The sequence below is a fragment of the Streptomyces sp. NPDC093109 genome (assembly GCF_040701725.1).
In the GTDB taxonomy this organism is placed as follows: Bacteria; Actinomycetota; Actinomycetes; order Streptomycetales; family Streptomycetaceae; genus Streptomyces.
This window is the reverse complement of record NZ_JBFBEZ010000031.1, coordinates 1-18,116: the sequence shown is the minus strand read 5'-3', so window position 1 is coordinate 18,116 and position 18,116 is coordinate 1. Positions and strand designations below refer to the sequence as shown.

Annotated in this window: 20 protein-coding genes; 13 read left to right on the top strand and 7 right to left on the bottom strand. The window is 73.4% G+C overall.

The window, feature by feature from the left end:
* The first annotated feature begins 17 nt into the window (after positions 1–17).
* From AB0389_RS26575 to AB0389_RS26565, 3 genes are read left to right on the top strand one after another with little or no spacing between them, the layout of a single operon-like run.
* Entirely contained in the window at positions 18–1,004 is a 987-nt protein-coding gene (locus AB0389_RS26575) for an ABC transporter ATP-binding protein (RefSeq protein ID WP_366398003.1), read from the top strand.
* Positions 1,005–1,018: 14 nt separating this feature from the next.
* The gene (locus tag AB0389_RS26570) at positions 1,019–1,687 is read left to right on the top strand and encodes an ABC transporter (protein WP_366398052.1); all 669 of its coding nucleotides are present in this window, start codon (positions 1,019–1,021) and stop codon (positions 1,685–1,687) included.
* 29 nt (positions 1,688–1,716) lie between these two features.
* Positions 1,717–1,878, top strand: coding sequence for a hypothetical protein (locus AB0389_RS26565; protein ID WP_366398002.1), 162 nt, complete (start codon positions 1,717–1,719; stop codon positions 1,876–1,878).
* A gap of 12 nt (positions 1,879–1,890) precedes the next feature.
* On the opposite strand, the gene AB0389_RS26560 is transcribed toward AB0389_RS26565, so the two are convergent.
* The 5 genes from AB0389_RS26560 to zapE all read right to left on the bottom strand — a co-directional run bounded on the left by AB0389_RS26560 (position 1,891) and on the right by zapE (position 7,225).
* Positions 1,891–2,772, bottom strand: a complete 882-nt coding sequence (locus AB0389_RS26560; RefSeq protein ID WP_366398001.1) for a polysaccharide deacetylase family protein — start codon at positions 2,770–2,772, stop codon at positions 1,891–1,893.
* A 101-nt stretch (positions 2,773–2,873) separates the two neighbouring features.
* Positions 2,874–3,749: a PPK2 family polyphosphate kinase gene (locus AB0389_RS26555; protein ID WP_366398051.1), complete on the bottom strand. Its 876-nt coding sequence runs from the start codon at positions 3,747–3,749 to the stop codon at positions 2,874–2,876.
* Positions 3,750–3,981: 232 nt separating this feature from the next.
* Positions 3,982–5,349 (bottom strand): alkaline phosphatase PhoX, encoded by a 1,368-nt coding sequence (locus tag AB0389_RS26550; protein WP_366398000.1) that lies wholly within the window; start codon positions 5,347–5,349, stop codon positions 3,982–3,984.
* 226 nt (positions 5,350–5,575) lie between these two features.
* Positions 5,576–6,001 carry an OsmC family protein gene (locus AB0389_RS26545; RefSeq protein ID WP_366397999.1) on the bottom strand — a complete coding sequence of 142 codons (426 nt, stop codon included), beginning with the start codon at positions 5,999–6,001 and terminating at the stop codon, positions 5,576–5,578.
* A gap of 81 nt (positions 6,002–6,082) precedes the next feature.
* Positions 6,083–7,225 carry a cell division protein ZapE gene (gene zapE / locus AB0389_RS26540; protein WP_366397998.1) on the bottom strand — a complete coding sequence of 381 codons (1,143 nt, stop codon included), beginning with the start codon at positions 7,223–7,225 and terminating at the stop codon, positions 6,083–6,085.
* Between zapE and AB0389_RS26535 the strand changes: the two genes are divergently transcribed.
* The 4 genes from AB0389_RS26535 to msrB all read left to right on the top strand — a co-directional run bounded on the left by AB0389_RS26535 (position 7,224) and on the right by msrB (position 10,611).
* A complete protein-coding gene (locus tag AB0389_RS26535; protein WP_366397997.1) occupies positions 7,224–8,084 on the top strand; it encodes a pyrimidine reductase family protein in 861 nt (286 codons plus the stop codon). The two genes, zapE and AB0389_RS26535, sit on opposite strands and share 2 nt — an antisense overlap.
* Positions 8,085–8,214: 130 nt before the next feature.
* Entirely contained in the window at positions 8,215–8,685 is a 471-nt protein-coding gene (locus AB0389_RS26530; RefSeq protein WP_366397996.1) for an indole-3-glycerol phosphate synthase, read from the top strand.
* A 57-nt stretch (positions 8,686–8,742) separates the two neighbouring features.
* Positions 8,743–10,146: a UDP-N-acetylmuramate--L-alanine ligase gene (murC, locus tag AB0389_RS26525; protein ID WP_366397995.1), complete on the top strand. Its 1,404-nt coding sequence runs from the start codon at positions 8,743–8,745 to the stop codon at positions 10,144–10,146.
* A gap of 57 nt (positions 10,147–10,203) precedes the next feature.
* Positions 10,204–10,611 carry a peptide-methionine (R)-S-oxide reductase MsrB gene (msrB, locus tag AB0389_RS26520; RefSeq protein WP_366397994.1) on the top strand — a complete coding sequence of 136 codons (408 nt, stop codon included), beginning with the start codon at positions 10,204–10,206 and terminating at the stop codon, positions 10,609–10,611.
* Positions 10,612–10,667: 56 nt separating this feature from the next.
* Here msrB and AB0389_RS26515 read toward each other — a convergent pair whose 3' ends face one another.
* Both AB0389_RS26515 and AB0389_RS26510 read right to left on the bottom strand, forming a co-directional pair.
* Positions 10,668–13,220: a GTPase-associated protein 1-related protein gene (locus tag AB0389_RS26515; RefSeq protein ID WP_366397993.1), complete on the bottom strand. Its 2,553-nt coding sequence runs from the start codon at positions 13,218–13,220 to the stop codon at positions 10,668–10,670.
* A 134-nt stretch (positions 13,221–13,354) separates the two neighbouring features.
* Positions 13,355–13,777, bottom strand: a complete 423-nt coding sequence (locus AB0389_RS26510; protein ID WP_366397992.1) for a VOC family protein — start codon at positions 13,775–13,777, stop codon at positions 13,355–13,357.
* Between the two features lie 54 nt (positions 13,778–13,831).
* On the opposite strand from AB0389_RS26510, the gene AB0389_RS26505 reads away from it, so the two are divergent.
* From AB0389_RS26505 to AB0389_RS26480, 6 genes are all read left to right on the top strand, one after another.
* On the top strand, positions 13,832–14,518 hold the full coding sequence (locus AB0389_RS26505; RefSeq protein WP_366397991.1) for a nucleoside/nucleotide kinase family protein: 687 nt from the start codon (positions 13,832–13,834) through the stop codon (positions 14,516–14,518).
* A 60-nt stretch (positions 14,519–14,578) separates the two neighbouring features.
* A complete protein-coding gene (locus AB0389_RS26500) occupies positions 14,579–15,553 on the top strand; it encodes a hypothetical protein (RefSeq protein ID WP_366397990.1) in 975 nt (324 codons plus the stop codon).
* 102 nt (positions 15,554–15,655) lie between these two features.
* Positions 15,656–16,690, top strand: coding sequence for a LuxR C-terminal-related transcriptional regulator (locus tag AB0389_RS26495; RefSeq protein WP_366397989.1), 1,035 nt, complete (start codon positions 15,656–15,658; stop codon positions 16,688–16,690).
* A gap of 170 nt (positions 16,691–16,860) precedes the next feature.
* Complete coding sequence (locus AB0389_RS26490; protein ID WP_366397988.1) at positions 16,861–17,235, top strand: hypothetical protein; 375 nt, start codon at positions 16,861–16,863, stop codon at positions 17,233–17,235.
* Positions 17,232–17,462, top strand: coding sequence for a hypothetical protein (locus tag AB0389_RS26485; protein ID WP_366397987.1), 231 nt, complete (start codon positions 17,232–17,234; stop codon positions 17,460–17,462). Before AB0389_RS26490 ends, AB0389_RS26485 begins: the two co-directional genes overlap by 4 nt.
* Positions 17,463–17,722: 260 nt before the next feature.
* Complete coding sequence (locus AB0389_RS26480) at positions 17,723–18,025, top strand: hypothetical protein (protein ID WP_366397986.1); 303 nt, start codon at positions 17,723–17,725, stop codon at positions 18,023–18,025.
* Positions 18,026–18,116 lie beyond the last annotated feature (91 nt).

The window sequence follows — 18,116 nt, the reverse complement described above, 5'->3', positions numbered from 1 at the left end:
CTGGTATTACGTTGGCGATGAACTTCGAGGGAGTGGGCCGCCGTTACGGTCTCCGGGGACCGTGGGTGCTGCGCGGGGTGGATCTCGCGCTGCCCGCAGGCGGGCTGGTCCGGGTCGAGGGAGGCAACGGCAGCGGGAAGTCGACCCTGCTGCGGCTGGTCGCGGGGATCGACGCGCCGACCGAGGGGCGGGTGACCGGCCGCCCCCGTACCGCGTACGTGCCCGAGCGCTTCCCGGTCGCGCTGCCGTTCACGGCCGCCGGCTATCTGGTCCATCTCGGCCGGATCCACGGGCTGCCGAGCGCCCTGGCGGCGGCGCGCGCCGTGGAGTGGCTCGACCGGTTCGGCGCGGGCGAGCACGCCCGTACCCCGCTCTCCGAACTGTCCAAGGGCACCAGCCAGAAGGTCGCCGTCGCCCAGGCGCTGCTCGCGGAGCCCGAGCTGCTGGTCCTCGACGAGGCGTGGACCGGGCTCGACGTACCGGCCCGTACGGAGCTGGACCTGGCTGTCGTCGAACGGGTCGCCGGGGGCGGCACCGTCGTCTTCGTCGACCACGATCCGCGCCGGCTGGCGGGCGCCGCAGACGCGGTGTACGCGGTGACCGACGGCGCGCTCGTGCGCCGTACGGACGACGAGGTGCGGGCCGCGGTGGCCCGTGCCGGCGGGGCCGATGGGGACGGCGGCGGGAGCGAGGGGGCGCGGGTGCGGATCGTCGCGTCGGGGCCGTCCGGCGCCGCGCCACCGGACGGGCTGCCCGGCGGACCGGTCTGCGAGCCGGGGCCCGACGGCTCCGTACTCCTCACGGCGCCCGGCGTCCACTCCGACGCCCTGCTGCACGCGCTGCTGACGGCGCGTCCGGCGTGGCACATCAGGGAGGTCCGGGAGACCCCGCCCGCCGGGGACACCGCTCCCACCGGGGACACCGCTTCCGGCAGGGACACCGCTTCCGCCGGGGACACCGCCTCCGCCCTTTCCGGCACGACGACGGAGCGCTCCCCCCGATGACCGAGATAGCCATGATGACCGCGCTGGTGCGCTACCAGACCGCCCTGCTCGTCCGCTCGCAGCGCTGGCTGCCGCCCTTCCTGCTCTACGGGATCTTCCTGATCGTCGGGGTGCAGGTGGGCCAGCCGATCCTGGACTCGCTCGGCTACGCGGCGGCGGCGCTGCTGCCCGTCACCGTCTGGCTGGTGCGGATCTGCGTCCACCAGGAACCGGCCGCGGCCCGCGCGGTCGCCGCCGCCGCGACCGGTGCCCGCCGGGTCCATCTCTCGGCGCTGCTCACCGCCGTGGCCCTCGCGGCGGGGACGGGCCTGGCCGGCACGCTGGTCGTCACACTGATCAGCAAGCCGAGCAACGCGAGCCGCACGGTGGACGTGCCCGTCCTGTCGGCGGGGACGGCCGGGCTGCTCGCCGCCGCCGTCTGTCTGCTGATCGGCGCCGCGGCGGGCGCGCTGTGCAGCAGGCCGGTGCTGCGCGGCCGGGGCTGGTCGATCACGGCCAGTGCGCTGGTCTCGATGCTGGCCCTGGTGATCAGCGGGTCCCCGGCGAAGTCCGCGATCGTCGGGCTGGTGACCGGCTCGCGGTCGGGCGTGATCCACACCCCGCTGCTGCCGCTGGCCGCCGCCGCGCTGGTGGCGGCCGTGGCGGCGGCGGTGGCGTGCGCGCTGGTCACCGCACGGGACTGACCGGCGCCGGCCGGTCGTACGCTGGGGGCATGGACGAGAGCGACGACGAGAGCGGCGAGAGCGCGCGGGTCGCGTACGCCGAGTGCGTGCTGTGCCGGGAGCCGACCGAGCACCCGGCGACGGTCAGGGGTGCGACGCTCTGCCCGGTCTGCGAGTGGCAGGAGGCCCAGCGGACGGCGTGCTCGGGGTGAAGGGGCGCCGGGTCAGGGCTTCATCAGCTCGGAGACCTTGACGAAGCGGTATCCGCGCTTCCGCAGCTCGGGGACGATCTGGCGCACCGCCTCCTCCGTCACGGGCGCCGCGCTGCGCGTGCAGTGCATCACCACCAGGGAACCGGGCCGCACCCCGGCCAGCACCTCCCGCGCGACGGCGTCCGCGTCCGTCGCGAAGGCGTCGCCGCTGACGACGTCCCACTGCACCGCCGTGACCCCGGCCGGGGCGAGGGCGCGGCGCGCGGTGTCGTCGTAACAGCCGCCGGGGAAGCGGAAGTACGGCACGACGTTGCGCGCGCCGGCCGTCCTGAACGCCGAGAAGGCCCGCCGCACGTCGTCGGCCATCCGCTCCTTGCCGACGACCGGCAGCCCGTAGCAGTCGGCGGTGAAGGCGTAGTGGCTGTAGGAGTGGTTGGCGATCTCGAAGAGCGGGTCGTTGCCGATCGCCTTGGCCTGCGTCGGGTACTCCTCGGCCCACCGGCCGGTCATGAAGACCGTCGAGGGTACGTCGAGCCGGCGCAGCAGGGCGATCAGTGACGGATTGTCGAACCTCTCGCCCTCGGCCGCCCGGGGCCCCTGATCGGCCGTCATGTCCGCGTCGAAGGTGAGCGCGACGGTCTTCCCGGCGGTCTTCCCGCCGCGTTCGAAGACCGGGGTCAGCCCGTCGGCGCCGGGGGCCAGGGTCGGCGGCCCCTTCACCGCCGGGGAGCCGGACGCGGGGGAGGAGCTCGCTGGGGAGCTTACGGAGGCGGAGGCCGGGGCGGCGGGCGCGGAGGCGGCGGCGGACGCCGGGGCGGTCCTCCCGTCACCGCAGCCGGTGAGGGCGGCACCGAGGACGGCGACGGCGGTGCATACGCGTACATATCTGGTCACGCACGGAAAATATATGATGATCAGTGCGTAGCGTGCGCGCGGCGCTCCCTCGACCCGAAGATGACGCTTATGCGCTGATGGCCTTTATGCGCCAATGATGCTTATGCGTCTTCCAGCAGCCTCCGCCGGCACTTCTCGACATCGAAGCCCCCTGGAGGATACGCCGGGGCCAGCGCCTCCAGATGCTCCAGCAGCAGGGTGCCGATCGCCCAGTTCCGGTACCACTTGCGGTCCGCAGGGACCAGATACCAGGGCGCCGCGTCCGTGGAGCAGCGGCGCAGCGCCAGCTCGTACGCCGCCCGGTAGTCGGGCCACAGCGCGCGCTCCTCCAGGTCACCGGTGTTGAACTTCCAGTGCTTGTCGGGATTGTCGAGGCGGGCCAGCAGCCGGTCGCGCTGCTCGTCGTGCCCGAGGTGGAGGAAGACCTTCACGAGGGTGACCCCGTCGTCGGCCAGCTCCTGCTCGAAGCGGTTGATCTGCTCGTACCTGTGGCCCAGTTCCCGGTGGCCGGCCAGCTCGTGGACGCGCGCGATCAGCACGTCCTCGTAGTGCGACCGGTCGAAGATCCCGATCTCGCCGGGCTCAGGCAGCGCCCGCCGGATCCGCCAGAGGAAGGGGTGCTTGCGCTCCTCCGCCGTCGGCGTCTTGAAGGCCCTGATCCGGCAGCCGGCCGGGTTGAACAGCCCGATCACATGCTTGACCGTGCCGCCCTTGCCGCTGGTGTCCATGCCCTGGAGCACCAGCAGCACCCGCCGCCGGTCGCCCGCCGTGCTCGCCGCGTACAGCCGCTCCTGGAGCGTGGCGAGCCGCTCCGCCGACGCGGCCACCGCCGCGAGCGCCGCCGCCTTGTCGGCGGGGCCGCCGGGGGTGGCGCGGGTGTCGTACGAGGTGAGGTCGATACGGGTGTCCCGGGGGACGCGCAGCAGCTCGCGGAGGCCGGGCGACGGTTTCGGGGGCTTGGCGGTCCGCTCCGGCACCGCCGGCGTCCCGGCCGGCTTCGTCGCGTACTTCCCGTACGTACCGCTCTTCACGGCCTTACCGGTCTTCCCGGCCTCTGCGCCGCCCTTTGTCTTCTTCGCCTTCTTCGCTTTCGTGTCCGTCCTGGCCACCGCGCACCCCTTCCGGTCGCTTCCTTCGAGGGTGCGCCGGATCGGCCGGGACGGCGACCGCTGGCGGAGCCCGCCCGCGGTCCCGCCGTCCCGGCCGCGCTCAGCGCCAGGGACCGGTCACGGCGAAGGTGGTGCCCGGGGTGTAGCAGTTCACGTACATCGTGGTGCCGTCCGGCGAGAAGGTGACCCCGGCGAACTCGCCCCACTCGGGCCGCTCGGCGGTCCCCACGTTCTGGGCACCCCGTGCCACCGGGTACACCTCGCCGCGCCGTGTCACGCCGAACACGTGCTGCGCGCCGCCGCCGTCCTCGCAGACCATCAGGCCGCCGCCGGGGGCGAGGCAGATGTTGTCCGGGGACTCGCCGGGCAGATCGATGTCCGTGTCGGGGCCGAAGACGATCACCAGCGTGAGCCGGCGCCGCCCCGGCTCGTACTTCCACACCTGGCCGTAGTGGGACGCCGCCGAGCCCTGCGACCGGTGCGCGAAGCTGGAGACGAAGTAGACGCAGCCCTCGCCCCAGTAACAGCCTTCCAGCTTCTGGGCGTGGGTGATGCCCCCGGGGCCGAAGTCCTGGTAACGGATGGGCGTTTGTACGGCCAGCGGGTCGGGTACGGGGACCCACTCCACCCGGTCGAAGGCCGCGCCGGGCTCCTGGACGGTCGACAGGTCGGGCACCCCCGGTACCCGCATGGCCTCCAGCGCGCCGCCCGCCCGCAGCGAGCCCACGCCGCCGCGCGGCTTCTCCGGCAGGAAGCGGTAGAAGAGCCCGAACGGGTGGTCGAACGCGTCCTCGGTCTCGTACACGATGCCGCTGCCGGGATCGATCGCGACGGCCTCGTGCTGGAAGCGGCCCATGGCGGTCAGCGGGACGGCTCCGGTGCGGTGCGGGTCGGCGCCGTCGACCTCGAAGATGAAGCCGTGGTCCTTGGTGTATCCGTTGGTGCCGGCCCGCTCCTCGGTCTCCTCGCAGGTCAGCCAGGTGCCCCAGGGGGTCGGCCCGCCCGCGCAGTTGACGGCGGTGCCCGCGATGGCGACGTGCTCGCCGAGGACGTTGTTGCGACCGTCCAGTTCGAGCGCCGTACAGCCGCCCTTGCCCATCGGGTCGTAGGTGAGGCCCTCGACGGCCGGGACGGCGATCGGGGCGTAGTGCCGGTTCTCGTGATTGCGGACGAGATGGACCCGGCCCCGGCGCCCGGCGAAGGCGGCCATCCCGTCATGGTTGCTGGGAACGAGCCCCTCGCCGGAGCGGAGCCTGTCGCCCTCCCGGGAGAGGACCTGGTAGCGGAAGCCCCGGGGCAGGTCGAGCAGCCCGTCGGGGTCGGTGACCAGCGGTCCGTAACCGCTGTGGCCGAGCCGCCCGTCGGCGTCGGCCGAGCCGGTGAAGAGTTCGGAGACGGCTCCGGTGAAGGCGATGCCCACGGCGGTCGCACCGGTGCGGGCGAGGATCTGACGGCGTGTCGAAGTCATGAGGCAACTCCCTGCTGGCGGACAGAGACATGACCCGTAGGTATCCCACATGTCCCCGCGTCGCACCCGTCTCCGGGGGCGCGCGAACGTGTGAAACGCGGGAACCGCGTACGGGTCGTCGCTCCAGAGCCTCATGCGCCGTGTGGGGCGCCTGCAACGGGTGGTCGGCCCGGGCTGGCTGATTCCGGCGCCCGGTACCGGCCGGGCGCCGGGTGTCCCCGGGCGGTCAGGCGAGCGACGCGCTGAGCGTGATCGTCGTGCCCGCGAGCGCCTGGCTGACCGGGCAGTTCGCCTTGGCGTCCTGGGCCGCCTTCTCGAAGCCGGCCGCGTCGAGGCCCGGCACCTCGCCCTCCACCGTCAGATGGATCCCCGTGATGCCCGTGCCCGGCTGGAAGGTGACCTCGGCCCGGGTGGTCAGCCGGACCGGCGGGGTGCCGCCGGTGGCCAGGCCGTTCGAGAGCGCCATCGAGAAGCAGCTGGAGTGCGCGGCGGCGATCAGCTCCTCCGGGCTGGTCTTCCCGTTCGCCTTGTCGGCGCGGGAGGGCCAGGAGACCGCCTGGTCGGGGATGCCGGAGGAGTCGAAGGTGACGGTCCCGGTGCCCTTGAGGAGGTCGCCCTCCCAGACGGTGTGTGCCTGACGCGTGGTGGCCATGGTGGAACCCTTCCGCTCGCTGCTGGATGCCCGCCGCCGGATGTCCGGCCCTCCGGCGAACCTACTGGCTCTCCGGCGAACCTACTGCCCGACCAGTCCCTTCGCGTCCCGTGCGAGCGCCGTCAGCCGGGAGATGGCCCGGAAGTACTTCTTCCGGTAGCCGCCGTTCAGCATCTCCTCGCTGAACAGCCGGTCGAACGGGAGACCGGAGGCCAGTACGGGCACCTCCCGGTCGTAGAGCCGGTCCGCGAGCACGACGAGCCGCAGCGCCGTCGACTGGTCGGGCACCGCCGTGACATCCGTGAGGCAGACGGCCCGCACCCCGTCCGTCAGCGCGCCGTACCGGCTCGGGTGGACCGACGCCAGATGGCCGAGGAGCCCGGGGAAGTCGTCGAGGCTGGCACCCTCGGTGGCGTACGCGGCCTTCGTCACCTGCTCGTCGGAGTACGGCGCCGGCGCCTCGGGCAGCCCCCGGTGCCGGTAGTCCTCGCCGTCGATGCGCAGCGGGCGGAAGCGCGCCGAGAGTCCCTGGATCTCGCGCAGGAAGTCGGCGGCGGCGAACCGGCCCTCGCCGAGCTTGCCCGGCAGGGTGTTCGAGGTGGCGGCCAGCGCCACGCCCTTGTCGACGAGCCTGCTGAGCAGGCTGGAGACCAGGACGGTGTCGCCCGGATCGTCCAGTTCGAATTCGTCGATGCAGAGCAGCCGGTGGCCGCCGAGCGTCTCCACGGTCTGCTGGAAGCCCAGCGCGCCGACCAGGTTCGTCAGCTCCACAAAGGTGCCGAAAGCTTTCTTCTCCGGCGCGGCCGGAGTCGCGTGCCAGAGGGACGCCAGCAGGTGCGTCTTGCCGACGCCGTATCCGCCGTCCAGGTAGACCCCGCGCGGCCCGGTCGGCGGCTGCGGCTTCCGGGTGAACCAGCGCCGTTTTCCGCCGGGCCCCGACCCGTCCGCGAGGTGCGCGCCGCCGAGCCCCGCCGCGAAGTCGCTCAGCACGGTCACGGCCCCGGACTGGCTGGGCTGGTTCGGGTCGGGTACGTACGTGTCGAACCGTACGGAATCGAAGCGCGGCGGCGGCACCATCTCGGCCACCAGCCGCTCGGCGGGTACGCGTGGCTCACGTGCGCACAGGGAGAGCGGGGCCGCTGCGGTTATCGGTGAGCTGCCGGAGGCGGCGGGGAAGGACGACACAGTTAATAACTCTATGCGCCGTGCCAGACTGCTTCGCATGCGCCGCCTGTTCCCTGTGACCGATCAGACACCCTCCGACGCCGACGCCTCCGGTGACCGCGAATGGACGTTCGACGAACTGGCCGACGCATACGCCTATCCGGTCGACAGTCCGACCGGTTGTCCGACCGACTGTCCGGCCGGCGAGGAGCGGCGGGCCGGGGTGTGGCTGCGCGCCAACATGGTCTCCACGCTGGACGGCGCGGCGGCGCACGACGGCCGCTCCCAGCTTCTCTCCTCGGCCGCCGACATGCGGGTCTTCGGCACGCTGCGCGCGCTCGCCGATGCTGTGGTGGTGGGCGCGGAAACGGTTCGGCTGGAGGGCTACCGGCCGGCCCGAGCCCGGGACGCCTTCGCCGCGCGCCGGGCGGCGGCCGGCCAGGGTCCCGCGCCGGTGATCGCCGTGGTCAGCGCGGGCCTCGGCCTCGACTTCACCGCCCCGCTGTTCACCGAGCCGCTCGTCCCCACGCTCGTACTGACCGGCGACGCCGCGCCCGCCGAGCGGATCCGCGCGGCCCGGGAGGCGGGCGCGGAGGTGCTGATCGCCGGGGACGGGCCCGGGGTTGATCCCGTACGCGCCCTGCACGCCCTGGCCGAGCGGGGGCTCGTCCGGCTGCTCACCGAGGGCGGGCCCCGGCTGCTGGGCCAGTTCGTGGCCGCCGGAGTGCTGGACGAGCTCTGTCTGACCGTCTCTCCGGCCCTCACGGCCGGCGCCGCGCAGCGCATCGCGGGCGGTCCCGGCCCCGCCGTCCCCGAGCGGTTCGCCCTGGCGTCGCTCCTGGAGCAGGACGGATTCCTCTTCACCCGCTATCGCCGGGCCCCCGGCACCCGCCGCGCCGACCACGCCGACAGCGTCTGACAATCGGCGGAATTCACCGTTCCGGTTAGCCTCCGGTGGGCAGACTTACGTCGAGAGACCCCGTGCGGGCACGGGGAAGGATGGTTTCCGCAGTTGGCCGCACGGCCCTGCGAGAGGAAAGGCGCCAGTCGTGTTCACAAGCGTATTGATGATCGAGAAGCCGCTGTCACCGGAGGACGTCGAGTTCGTCACCACCCTCCATGGCGACGAGCCGGTCTCCTTCGTCGTCCTCATGCAGCCCCGCGGAGACCAGGCCGATCTGCTGCTGCGCGCCATCGACGACGTAGCGCTCGGCGAGCTGCGGGACGCGGCCAGGGAGGGCGACGAACCGGAGGGCGGCCAGGCCAGACAGCCCGCCGAACTCGCCCTCGCGCACTCCCTGGCGGAGCTGCGCGAGCAGGGATCGCAGGCCGTCGGCCAGGTGGTGGAGGAACACCCGCTCGACCGGCTCAAGGAGGTCGTGGCCGAGTCGTCGGCCGACGAGGTCATCGTGCTCACCGAGCCGCACTACGTGGAGGAGTTCTTCCACCGCGACTGGGCCTCGCGGGCGCGCCACAAGGTCGGCGTACCGGTGCTCAAACTCTTCGCGCACAGCGAATAGGCTGGGGCGACGCGTAACACCTGACGCGCGTCCGCTCGCACCCTGGGAGAGACACGAATGGCATCCGGTACCGGTATCCCCGTCGCCATGGAACGGCCGCACTTCATCGGCATCGGCGGCGCCGGCATGTCGGGTATCGCCAAGATCCTCGCCCAGCGCGGCGCGAAGGTCGCGGGCAGCGACGCCAAGGAGTCGGAGACCGCCGAGGCGCTCAGGGCGCTGGGGGCCACCGTGCACATCGGCCACGCCGCCGGGCACCTCGCCGACGACGCGTCCTGCGTGGTCGTCTCCAGCGCCATCCGCGCCGACAACCCGGAGCTGGCCCGCGCCGCCGAGCTGTCCGTGCCCGTGGTGCACCGCTCCGACGCGCTGGCCTCGCTGATGGGCGGCGCGCGCGCGATCGCCGTCGCCGGCACCCACGGCAAGACGACCACCACCTCCATGCTGGCCGTCGCGCTCACCGAGCTGAACCTCGACCCCTCGTACGCGATCGGCGGCGACCTCGCCGGCCCCGGTACGAACGCGCGCCACGGCGCCGGGGAGATCTTCGTCGCGGAGGCGGACGAGAGCGACCGCAGCTTCCAGAAGTACGACCCCGAGGTCGCGATCGTCCTCAACGTCGAGCTGGACCACCACGCGAACTACGCCTCGATGGACGAAATCCACGAGTCCTTCGACGCCTTCACCGGCAAGATCGTCCCCGGCGGCACCCTGGTCGTCTGCGCCGACCAGCCGGGCGCCGTCGAGCTGACCGCGCGCGTCTCGGGCCGCGCGGACCTCAACGTCGTCACGTACGGCGAGAGCGAGGGCGCGGACGTCCGCGTTCACAAGATCACCGCGCGCGGTCTGACCAGCGAGGTCACGGTCGTCCTCGACGGCCGCTTCCTCACCTTCACCGTCTCCGTGCCCGGCCGGCACTACGCGCTCAACGCCGTCGCCGCGCTCGCCGCCGGGGTCGCCCTCGGCATCCCGGCGCACAACCTGGCCTCGGCGCTCGGCAAGTACACCGGCGTCAAGCGCCGCCTCCAGCTCAAGGGCGAGGCCGCGGGCGTCCAGGTCATCGACTCGTACGCGCACCACCCCACCGAGATGGCCGCCGACCTGGAGGCGATGCGGGCCGCGGCCCCGGCGGACTCCCGGCTGCTGGTGGTCTTCCAGCCGCACCTGTTCTCCCGTACGCAGGAGCTGGCCACCGAGATGGGCCGGGCGCTCGCCCTCGCCGACGCCTCCGTGGTCCTGGACATCTACCCGGCCCGCGAGGACCCGATCCCGGGGGTCACGAGCGCGCTGATCACCGACGCGGCCGAGGCCGCGGGCGCCACGGTCACGGCCGTCCACGACAAGAACGCCGTCCCGGACGCCGTCGCGGGAATGGCGAAGCCCGGCGATCTCGTTCTCACCATGGGCGCGGGCGATGTCACGGACCTCGGTCCGCGCATCCTGGCGCGCCTGGCCGACTGAGACCGGTCGGTCCGAGCGCGGCCGACCGGGCCGGGCGGACTGCAGGGAGAGAGCGAAATGCCGTACGAGATCGACAAGCCGGACGAGCAGTGGCGCGAGGAGCTGACGCCCGCGGAGTACAAGGTGCTCCGCGAGGCCGGCACCGAGCCCGCCTTCGTCGGCGAGTACACGGACACGAAGACGACCGGCGTCTACTCCTGCCGGGCGTGCGGTGCCGACCTCTTCCGCTCCGACACCAAGTTCGAGTCGCACTGCGGCTGGCCGTCCTTCTACGACCCGAAGGACACGGACGCGGTCGAGCTGATCGACGACACCTCCCACGGCATGCGCCGCACGGAGGTGCGCTGCGCCCGCTGCGGCTCGCATCTGGGCCATGTCTTCGAGGGCGAGGGCTACGCGACCCCCACCGACCAGCGGTACTGCATCAACAGCATCTCGCTGCGGCTGGCCCCGGACGAGGGCTGACGCCGGTACGTGAGGGGCGGGCGGACCTCCGGCCGGAGGCCCGCCCGCCCGTCGGTTCAGGGCCGGTCGTCGCCCTCGCCGGGGCGGCGGCCCCCGCCCCCGCCCCCGAGCCGCCGGCCGAGCCCGAGCCGCCCGAGCGCGCCGGGCCGGCTCCACGTACGGAACTCCGCGACCCTGGCGTCGCCCGTGCCCCGCTCGCGCAGACACCGCGCGACGGCCTCGGCGTCCGCGGCCGGCAGCGCCCGCACCACGGGCCGCAGCACCTTGTCGAGCAGGGCCGTACGCGTCTCGTCCCAGGCCCGGTTCGCGCCCGGGAGCGCGGACCACGCCGTGAAGCAGTCCGCCGCGTACGCGGGCGTGGTGCGCAGCCGCTCCCGTACCCGCTCCTCGCGGGCGGCGCGGTCGTACGCGGCGAGCAGTTCGGCGTCGCCGGAGTGGACCAGGGCGTACAGCTCGCCCTCCGGCCGTGCCTCGGAGAGCAGTTGGCGGGCGAGGATCGCGAACACCGTGTTCAGCACGCCCGGTTGGACGGGCTCGGCGCGGGCCCGCAGCGACAGCGTCCGCGCGGTCCAGTCGGCGGTGGGCGGTCCTTCCGCGAGTTCCCCGGCGAACGCGAGGAGTTGGAGGGTACGGCGCTCCGCGGGATCCACCTCCCGCGGGAAGGAGCGCAGCAGGTCCTGGGCGAGGCCGGGGGCGTGAGCGGGCTCCGCCGTGTCGAGGGCGGCCCGTACGAGGACGGTCCAGGTGCCCGCCGCGCGGTGCGCGTCCGAGCCGGTCGCGGCGAGCAACTGCCGTGCCTCGTCGGCGGTCGGGACGGACTCGGGCCACACCAGCCGGACGGCGGTCCGCAGGACGAGCGGATCGGCGAACGGCGAGACGCCCGCGGCGCGCAGCAGTGCGCCGAGGGCGGCGACGCGATCGCGGCCGTCCGGGCCGTCCCCGTCCCCTGAGGGGGGCAGCTGCCGCGCGCACATCCGCAGCTGCGGCAGGCTCTGAACTCCCTCCAGCGGAAGGGGCATCCGGCCGAGCAGCGCGACGGCGGCCGGGGGATCGGCGGCGGCGAGCGTGTCGAGCGCGCCGAGCAGCGCGGCGCGCAGATCGAAGTGCTCCTCCAGCGCGGTCCGTACGGCGGGGGTGCGGGCGGCCTCGGGGTCGGTGAGCAGCGCGCGGGCCAGCCGGTGCGCGAGACCGGGGAGCAGATCGGCGCAGTCCACGCCCAACGGCTCGGCGACACAGAGCAGTTCGACCGCGCGGGAGATGCCGGGAGTGCCGTCCGCCGGGCCGCCGGTCGCGTTATCCGCCGGATAGTGCGCCGGATCGCCCGCCGGGTCGCCCGCGATACCGGCCCGTAGCTCGGTGCCCAGCTCGGCGGCGAGGCGCCGCCGGAGACCGTCGTCGAACAACGCGGCACGCAGGACGGCCGGTTCGGCCCCGGCGCCGCCCGGCGACCGTACCGCCTCCGTCACCACGAGCGCCCCGAGCGGCGCGGTCGTGGCGGCCGGAGCGCGGCCGTCGAGCGCGGTGAACAGCCCGGTCAGGGCGGCGAGTTCGGCGGGGGTACGGTCCTCGGCGGGTGCGCAGAGGGCCTCGACGAGCCGGTGCGGCACCGGCGCGGTCAGTGCGGTCGCGTGATCGCGTGCCCACAGCGCCGCTTCCGTGCGCCCGTCCGTCGGCAGTGCGATCCCCGCGCACAGCGCGACCACGGCGAGCGGCCCCGGCGCGAACCGGCCGCCCGGCAGGGTGTCCGCCTCGGCGAACACCTCGGGAGCGCCGCCCCGCCAGATCCGCGCGGCGGTCTCGGCCCAGACACCGTACGGCTCGCGCGCCGCCCCGCTCACCGAGGCCGTCCCGGTCGCCCGAGGGCCGGCGCAGTCGATGACCCGGTAGCGCGGATCCCGCCGGTCCAGCTCCCGCGCGTCGTCCGGCAGCACACCGATGATCTGCTGCGGGGCGAGGTGCGGCCGACGGGTGTGCGTGGTGAAGGTCAGCCGGTGGGCGCTCTCGGCCGGCAGTACGGCGGCGGCCAGCGCGATCCACCGCGCCACCTCCGTACCGCCGCTCTCGACGAGCACGATCCGCGGCGCCGTCCCGTGCTCGCTCGACTCGCGCACCGCGGCGAGGAACTCCGCGAGCCACGGCGCGCGGGCGGCGGCGAACGGCACGAGCGCGCGCCGGTCGACGCTCCCCGTCCCCGGCAGCCCCTCCAGCGGCGCGGGGACCGGGCCCTCGGGCAGGCCGGCCGCCCACCCCGGGGAGTCCCAGGCGCTGATGGGCAGCGCCCCGCCGGGCAGGGCGGCGCCCGCGGGCAGCCGTACGGCATGGGCGTGGAAGTCGCCCCCGCGCGCCTCGCGGCCCGGCTGCCCGCCGCGCCGCCCGGAGCCCGCGTACACCGTCCTGGCGAGCAGCCGGCCGCCGTCGGAGAGCGCGCTGAGGCTCAACGCCTTGGCGAACGCGTCGGGCCGGTGCTCGCGCGGCGGCTCGTACCCGAAGATCCGCCCGACCTCGTCGAGCGGTGGCTCGGGGGTGCCGGGAGTGATCGCCGCCAGTCGCAGACCGGCCCCGTCAGGACCCGGTGGGACCGAGGTGTAGTGCAACTGCGCCAGGCTCATGCGCCGGCTCCCTTGACGCTCGTCATCTCGCCGATCACCGAACCACCAGGCGTACGGGGACGGTTCGGGGCGACCGTACCGGCGCGACGCGGCCCCGCACCACTCGGCCGGGGCCGAGCCGCCCGCCGGCCGCGTCAGCCGTGGGCGGGCCGGAGCAGATCCCAGCGGTTGCCGTAGAGGTCCTCGAAGACGGCGACCGTGCCGTACGGCTCGTGGCGGGGCTCCTCCAGGAACCGCACGCCGGCGGCGCGCATCCGGGCGTGGTCGCGGGCGAAGTCGTCGGTGTGCAGGAAGAAACCGACCCGGCCGCCCGCCTGCGCGCCGACGCTGGCGCGCTGGGCGTCGTCCTTGGCGCGGGCGAGGAGGAGCCCGGTGGGGGCGGGGGAGGTGGGCGCGGGCGCGGTGGGCGCGGCGGGGCGCGGGCGGACCACGACCCAGCGCGAGCCGTCGCCCCGGTCGGTGTCCTCGGCCAGCTCGAATCCGAGCGCGTCCGTGTAGAAGGCGATGGCCTCGTCGTAGTCGTTCACGACGAGGGTGATCAGGGCGAGAGATGACATGGCGGACAAGTTATACGTATGACTGCCGGGTGGCAAGAATGGAAGAATGCCCCCATGGACGCAGAGCTGGAGCTGGCGCGGAAGCCGGACGTACCGCGGATCGACGAGCTGACCGAGCGGGCCCGCCGGCTCGTCGTCCCCGGCCGGCGGCGGGTGCTCGGCATCGTTGGGGCGCCGGGCGCGGGCAAGTCCACCCTCGCCGAGCGGCTCGTCGAGGGCCTCGGCGGGCTCGCCGTACTCGTCCCCATGGACGGCTTCCACCTGGCCCGGGCCGAGCTGGTCAGGATCGGCCGCGCGGGCCGCAAGGGCGCCCCCGACACCTTCGACGCGGCGGGGTACGCGGCGCTGCTCGCCCGGCTGCGCGGTGCGCACGCGGACGGCGGCGGTGGCGGTGGAGCGCCGGGCGGTGTCGTGTACGCGCCCGCCTTCGACCGCTCGCTGGAGGAGCCGGTGGCGGGCAGCATTGCCGTGGATCCCGGCGTCCCCCTCGTCATCACGGAGGGCAACTACCTGCTGCACGACGACGCCGCCTGGGCCCCCGTCCGCGCGCTGCTGGACGAGGTCTGGTTCCTGGAGATCGACCCGGCGGTACGGGTGCGCCGGCTGGTGGACCGCCATGTCCGCTTCGGCAAGGACCGGCCCTTCGCCGAACGCTGGGTCGCGGAGTCCGACGAGGTCAACGCCCTGCTGGTGGAGCGGGGCCGGGAGCGCGCCGACCTGATTGTCGGTGGTGGCGACTAGCATCGAAGACGGACGGCTGCCGCCGTCCGTCCGGGACCGGCATGGGTGGAGGCGGAAGGCGTGGGGTTGTTCCGACGGGGGCCGAAGCGTGACAGCCGTGACACGCCCCGGGATCCCGCGTTCTCGTTCTTCTCGGTCGACGAGGCCGCGCTCTTCCGGGGCCAGGTCCGGGAGGCGTTCGCGGAACAGGGCCTGGAGGTCACGCTCTACGCCGACATGGTGACCGACAGCGCCGGCCGCCAGTTCGGCCTTGGCAATCTCGCGGCGGTCTGCCACAACGACGATCGCGGCCCCCGCGTCTGGGGCGACCTCGCCCGCCGGCACGCCGGGATGGTGCTGCGTACGATGGACGGCCCGTCCGCGCTGGAGACGCTGCCGCCCGAGCGGATCCGCGCCCAGCTCTACCCCCGGGTGATCAGCGAGGACAGCCTCGACCCGCAGGCGTTCGGCTACGCGCGCTCGGTCGCCCCCGGGCTGTACGAGGTGCTCGCCCTCGACCTTCCCGAGAGCGTCATGATGCTCACGGACGAGGCGCTGGAGCCCCTCGGCGAGATCCGACAGCTGCGGGACCGCGCGCTGAACAACCTCCGGGGGCTGCCCGTGGAGGGCCGCGAGACCGTCAAGGAGGCCGGCGGCACCCGCTTCGAGGTGATCGTCGGAGACTCCTTCTACACGGCGAGCCGGGTGCTGGCCCTGGAGTCGGTCGTGCGGCATGTGACGGGCGAGTGGATCCCGCCGGACGGCGCGCTGGTCGCGATGCCGTTCCGGCACCAGCTCGCCTTCCATGTCATCCGGGACGCCTCGGTCGTACCGTCGCTCAACTCGATGGCCGCCTTCGCCGCGTCCGGCTTCGAGGACACGCCCGGCGCGATCAGCCCGTACGTCTACTGGTGGCGCGGCGGCACGCTCACGCAGCTCAGCGCCAAGGAGGGCGACGGGCTGCGGATCACCGTCGGTGAGGACTTCCACGAGCTGCTGGAGCGGCTGACCGCGCGGGACCCCCGCGACCCCCGCGACGGTACGGGGCCGGTGTAACGGCGGCTTTACCACAGGTCAGGCACGCACCGCCGGTGATGGCCAGGAGCGGGCGTCCCGGTGTGATGATGGGCGCTCCTTCTCCCGTGCCGAAGGGGTGCCATGCCGTCGGGACCGCTCAGAGTCGACGCCGCCACCACACTCGTCCTGCATGACGCCCACTACAAGATCTCGAACTACTTCGCTCCTCAACCGGGCGGTCAGCACTACGAGTTGTACGACTTCATTCGCGCGACGATGAGGAAGCTGGCTCCCTTCGACGCCTTCTACATCGGTCTGCTGGACGGCAGTGACCGGGTGCGCTTCGCCTATGGGTGGGACTCGGGCAAGTTCGATTCCCCTGTCACCCACACGGTGGGCCCGGACAGCCCGTCCGCCTGGATCGTCAAGCACCGGACCACTTACCGCTTCGCTTACGACAACGGCGCGATGCTGCGGACCGGCATCTCCTTCGGCGATGTCCTCAGGGAATCGGCCGACGTGGTGACTGTCCCCCTCTTCCGGTCCGAAGGCGCCGACCGGGGGCCGGTCTTCGGGATGCTGTCCATGCACAGCTACACCTCGAACGCGTTCAACGACAACGCCGTGCGCGCCTTCGAGTGGCTGGCGGACCGGGTGGCGCGCGCCCTGACCCGGAAGACCGAGGACGACGAGGCCCTGCGGTTACTGCCCGGCGGGGAGGACGCGGCGCCGCCGACCCTGACCTCCAGCCATGTCGCCGAGTATCTGACCGCGCGGATCGCCGGAATCCAGGAGCTCGCGGAGAAGGCCATGACCGAACGCGGCATCGAACGCGGCACGGAACGTGGCACGACGGCACACGACAACACGCGCCGGGACACCGTCGACAGCTGTCTCGAACGGATCGTCGCGGAGTGCGAGCGGACACGGTCCGAAGTCGTCGAAATGGGGCTGCACACCGACCGCGGTCCCGAAGAGCGCTTCCGCAAGCTCACCGAGGCCGAGGAGCGGGTGGTCCTCGCGCTGGTGAACGGGCTGAGCGACCAGCGGATCGCCGCGGAGCTCGGCAGCAGCATCGACACCGTCAAGACCCATATGCGCAGAATCCGCCAGAAGTACGGGATGAGCTCCCGCGCCCAGATCGCCGACGACGTCAGACGCTACCTGGCGCGCTGAACACCCCCGCCGCGCCCGCGCGCCCGCGCACCCGACGTCACCCGAAGGGTGAGGCCGAGGGCGTCCCCACCCGCACTTCGGGCGATGGTGCGCGCCCGCACGGCGGTGCAGGGTGAGGTACGAGGGCCGCATGTCGTACGGCCGGCCCCCGGAGAGAGCGAGAAGGTGCGATGAGCGAAGAGATGGTGCCGTTCAGTGGTTCCCGGAGCGGGCTGCTCGCCAGCCTGCCCCAGGTACTTCCGGCGGCGCTGCCGCACGGAGCTCTGGTGGCCGCGATCGCGGAGCTGGCCAGGACCACGCTCAGGGTGGCGTCGGCGGCGCGGTACGCCGTGGTCCAGATCCGGAACGAGAGCGACGTCGCGATCCAACTGCTGGACGAGAAGCGGCGGGTGATGCGGGAGGACGTCATTCCGGTCCTGGCCATCGCGGCGGCGCACCAGGCAGGACGGCAGGTGCTGATGTCCGGCGGGCTGGACGCCGACCTCAGGGCGGACGCGCTGGCCGACCTGGACAGGAAGCGGCAGAGGAGGCGCAACCGGCTGTGAGCGCGCTGCAGCCGAGGAACGACAACTCCCTCGCTCCGACAGGAGGGTTCAGGGAGACGCTCGGCTACCGCGCCGAATACGTCCGTGTCTGGTGTGCGGATGTCCTCCCGGTGCTCGTCGAGTACCGGGCCCGGCAACTGGGACGGGATCTGCGGGCCGAGTGGCGAGCGGCGGTCGCGGAGATGGAATGGAGGATCGGGACATGGCTCGACCGGAATGGTTGGTGACGAACGTCCCCAGGATCGGACGCTGGCTCGGTTTCCGGGAGGCCGAGGAGCCGGGGCCGCTCTCCGGGACCGACACCTTCCCGGGCCCCGTGGGGGTGGGCCCGGTCGGGGAAGGTCCCGCTGGGGAGGGGCCGGGGAAGGGGGATCCGGCGAGGATGCCGGGTCCCCCGCTTTCCCCGCTTCTCCCGGAGAAGTCGGGGCGGCGCGGGAAGCGGAGGAAGTCGCGGAAGCCGGGGACGCCGGAGGAGCCGGCACCGATCGTGGACGGGCGCCAGGTCACGCCGCCGGGCAGGCGGCCGGCCTCCCCCGACGCCGTCCGCGCGGACGCCGTCTACCTGGCGACACTCCGCTCCCTGGCCGCGCTGGACTCCGACCTGGCCCGCGACGCCGCCGCCGACCTGGGCAGCGCCTACCGAAGGCGATACGGCCCGCTCCCGTATCCCGCCCCTTCCTCCGCGCCTGCCCCCGACCCCGCTCCCGCCCCTGACGGGCCGCCACCGCCGTCCGGTATCGGGCCGCCGACGCCGCCTCCGGAGGGCGGGGACACGGTCGAGCGGGCCTAGGGCCTGTGTGGGGTTGTGATCTGGGCTCGCGGGGCGTGGCACGCACGCTCGCGGCGTTGCCGAAATGCCCTAGTAGCTCCGCTACGAGGGC

Bases quoted from the DNA above. Each gene is read 5' to 3' on its own strand.
- AB0389_RS26495 (WP_366397989.1), top strand. From the start codon at position 15,656: ATGCCGTCGGGACCGCTCAGAGTCGACGCCGCCACCACACTCGTCCTG.
- zapE (WP_366397998.1), bottom strand. From the start codon at position 7,225: ATGCGAAGCAGTCTGGCACGGCGCATAGAGTTATTAACTGTGTCGTCC.
- murC (WP_366397995.1), top strand. From the start codon at position 8,743: ATGGCATCCGGTACCGGTATCCCCGTCGCCATGGAACGGCCGCACTTC.
- AB0389_RS26550 (WP_366398000.1), bottom strand. From the start codon at position 5,349: ATGACTTCGACACGCCGTCAGATCCTCGCCCGCACCGGTGCGACCGCC.
- AB0389_RS26535 (WP_366397997.1), top strand. From the start codon at position 7,224: ATGCGCCGCCTGTTCCCTGTGACCGATCAGACACCCTCCGACGCCGAC.
- AB0389_RS26545 (WP_366397999.1), bottom strand. From the start codon at position 6,001: ATGGCCACCACGCGTCAGGCACACACCGTCTGGGAGGGCGACCTCCTC.
- AB0389_RS26575 (WP_366398003.1), top strand. From the start codon at position 18: ATGAACTTCGAGGGAGTGGGCCGCCGTTACGGTCTCCGGGGACCGTGG.
- AB0389_RS26505 (WP_366397991.1), top strand. From the start codon at position 13,832: ATGGACGCAGAGCTGGAGCTGGCGCGGAAGCCGGACGTACCGCGGATC.
- AB0389_RS26565 (WP_366398002.1), top strand. From the start codon at position 1,717: ATGGACGAGAGCGACGACGAGAGCGGCGAGAGCGCGCGGGTCGCGTAC.
- AB0389_RS26515 (WP_366397993.1), bottom strand. From the start codon at position 13,220: ATGAGCCTGGCGCAGTTGCACTACACCTCGGTCCCACCGGGTCCTGAC.
- msrB (WP_366397994.1), top strand. From the start codon at position 10,204: ATGCCGTACGAGATCGACAAGCCGGACGAGCAGTGGCGCGAGGAGCTG.
- AB0389_RS26570 (WP_366398052.1), top strand. From the start codon at position 1,019: ATGACCGCGCTGGTGCGCTACCAGACCGCCCTGCTCGTCCGCTCGCAG.
- AB0389_RS26510 (WP_366397992.1), bottom strand. From the start codon at position 13,777: ATGTCATCTCTCGCCCTGATCACCCTCGTCGTGAACGACTACGACGAG.
- AB0389_RS26490 (WP_366397988.1), top strand. From the start codon at position 16,861: ATGAGCGAAGAGATGGTGCCGTTCAGTGGTTCCCGGAGCGGGCTGCTC.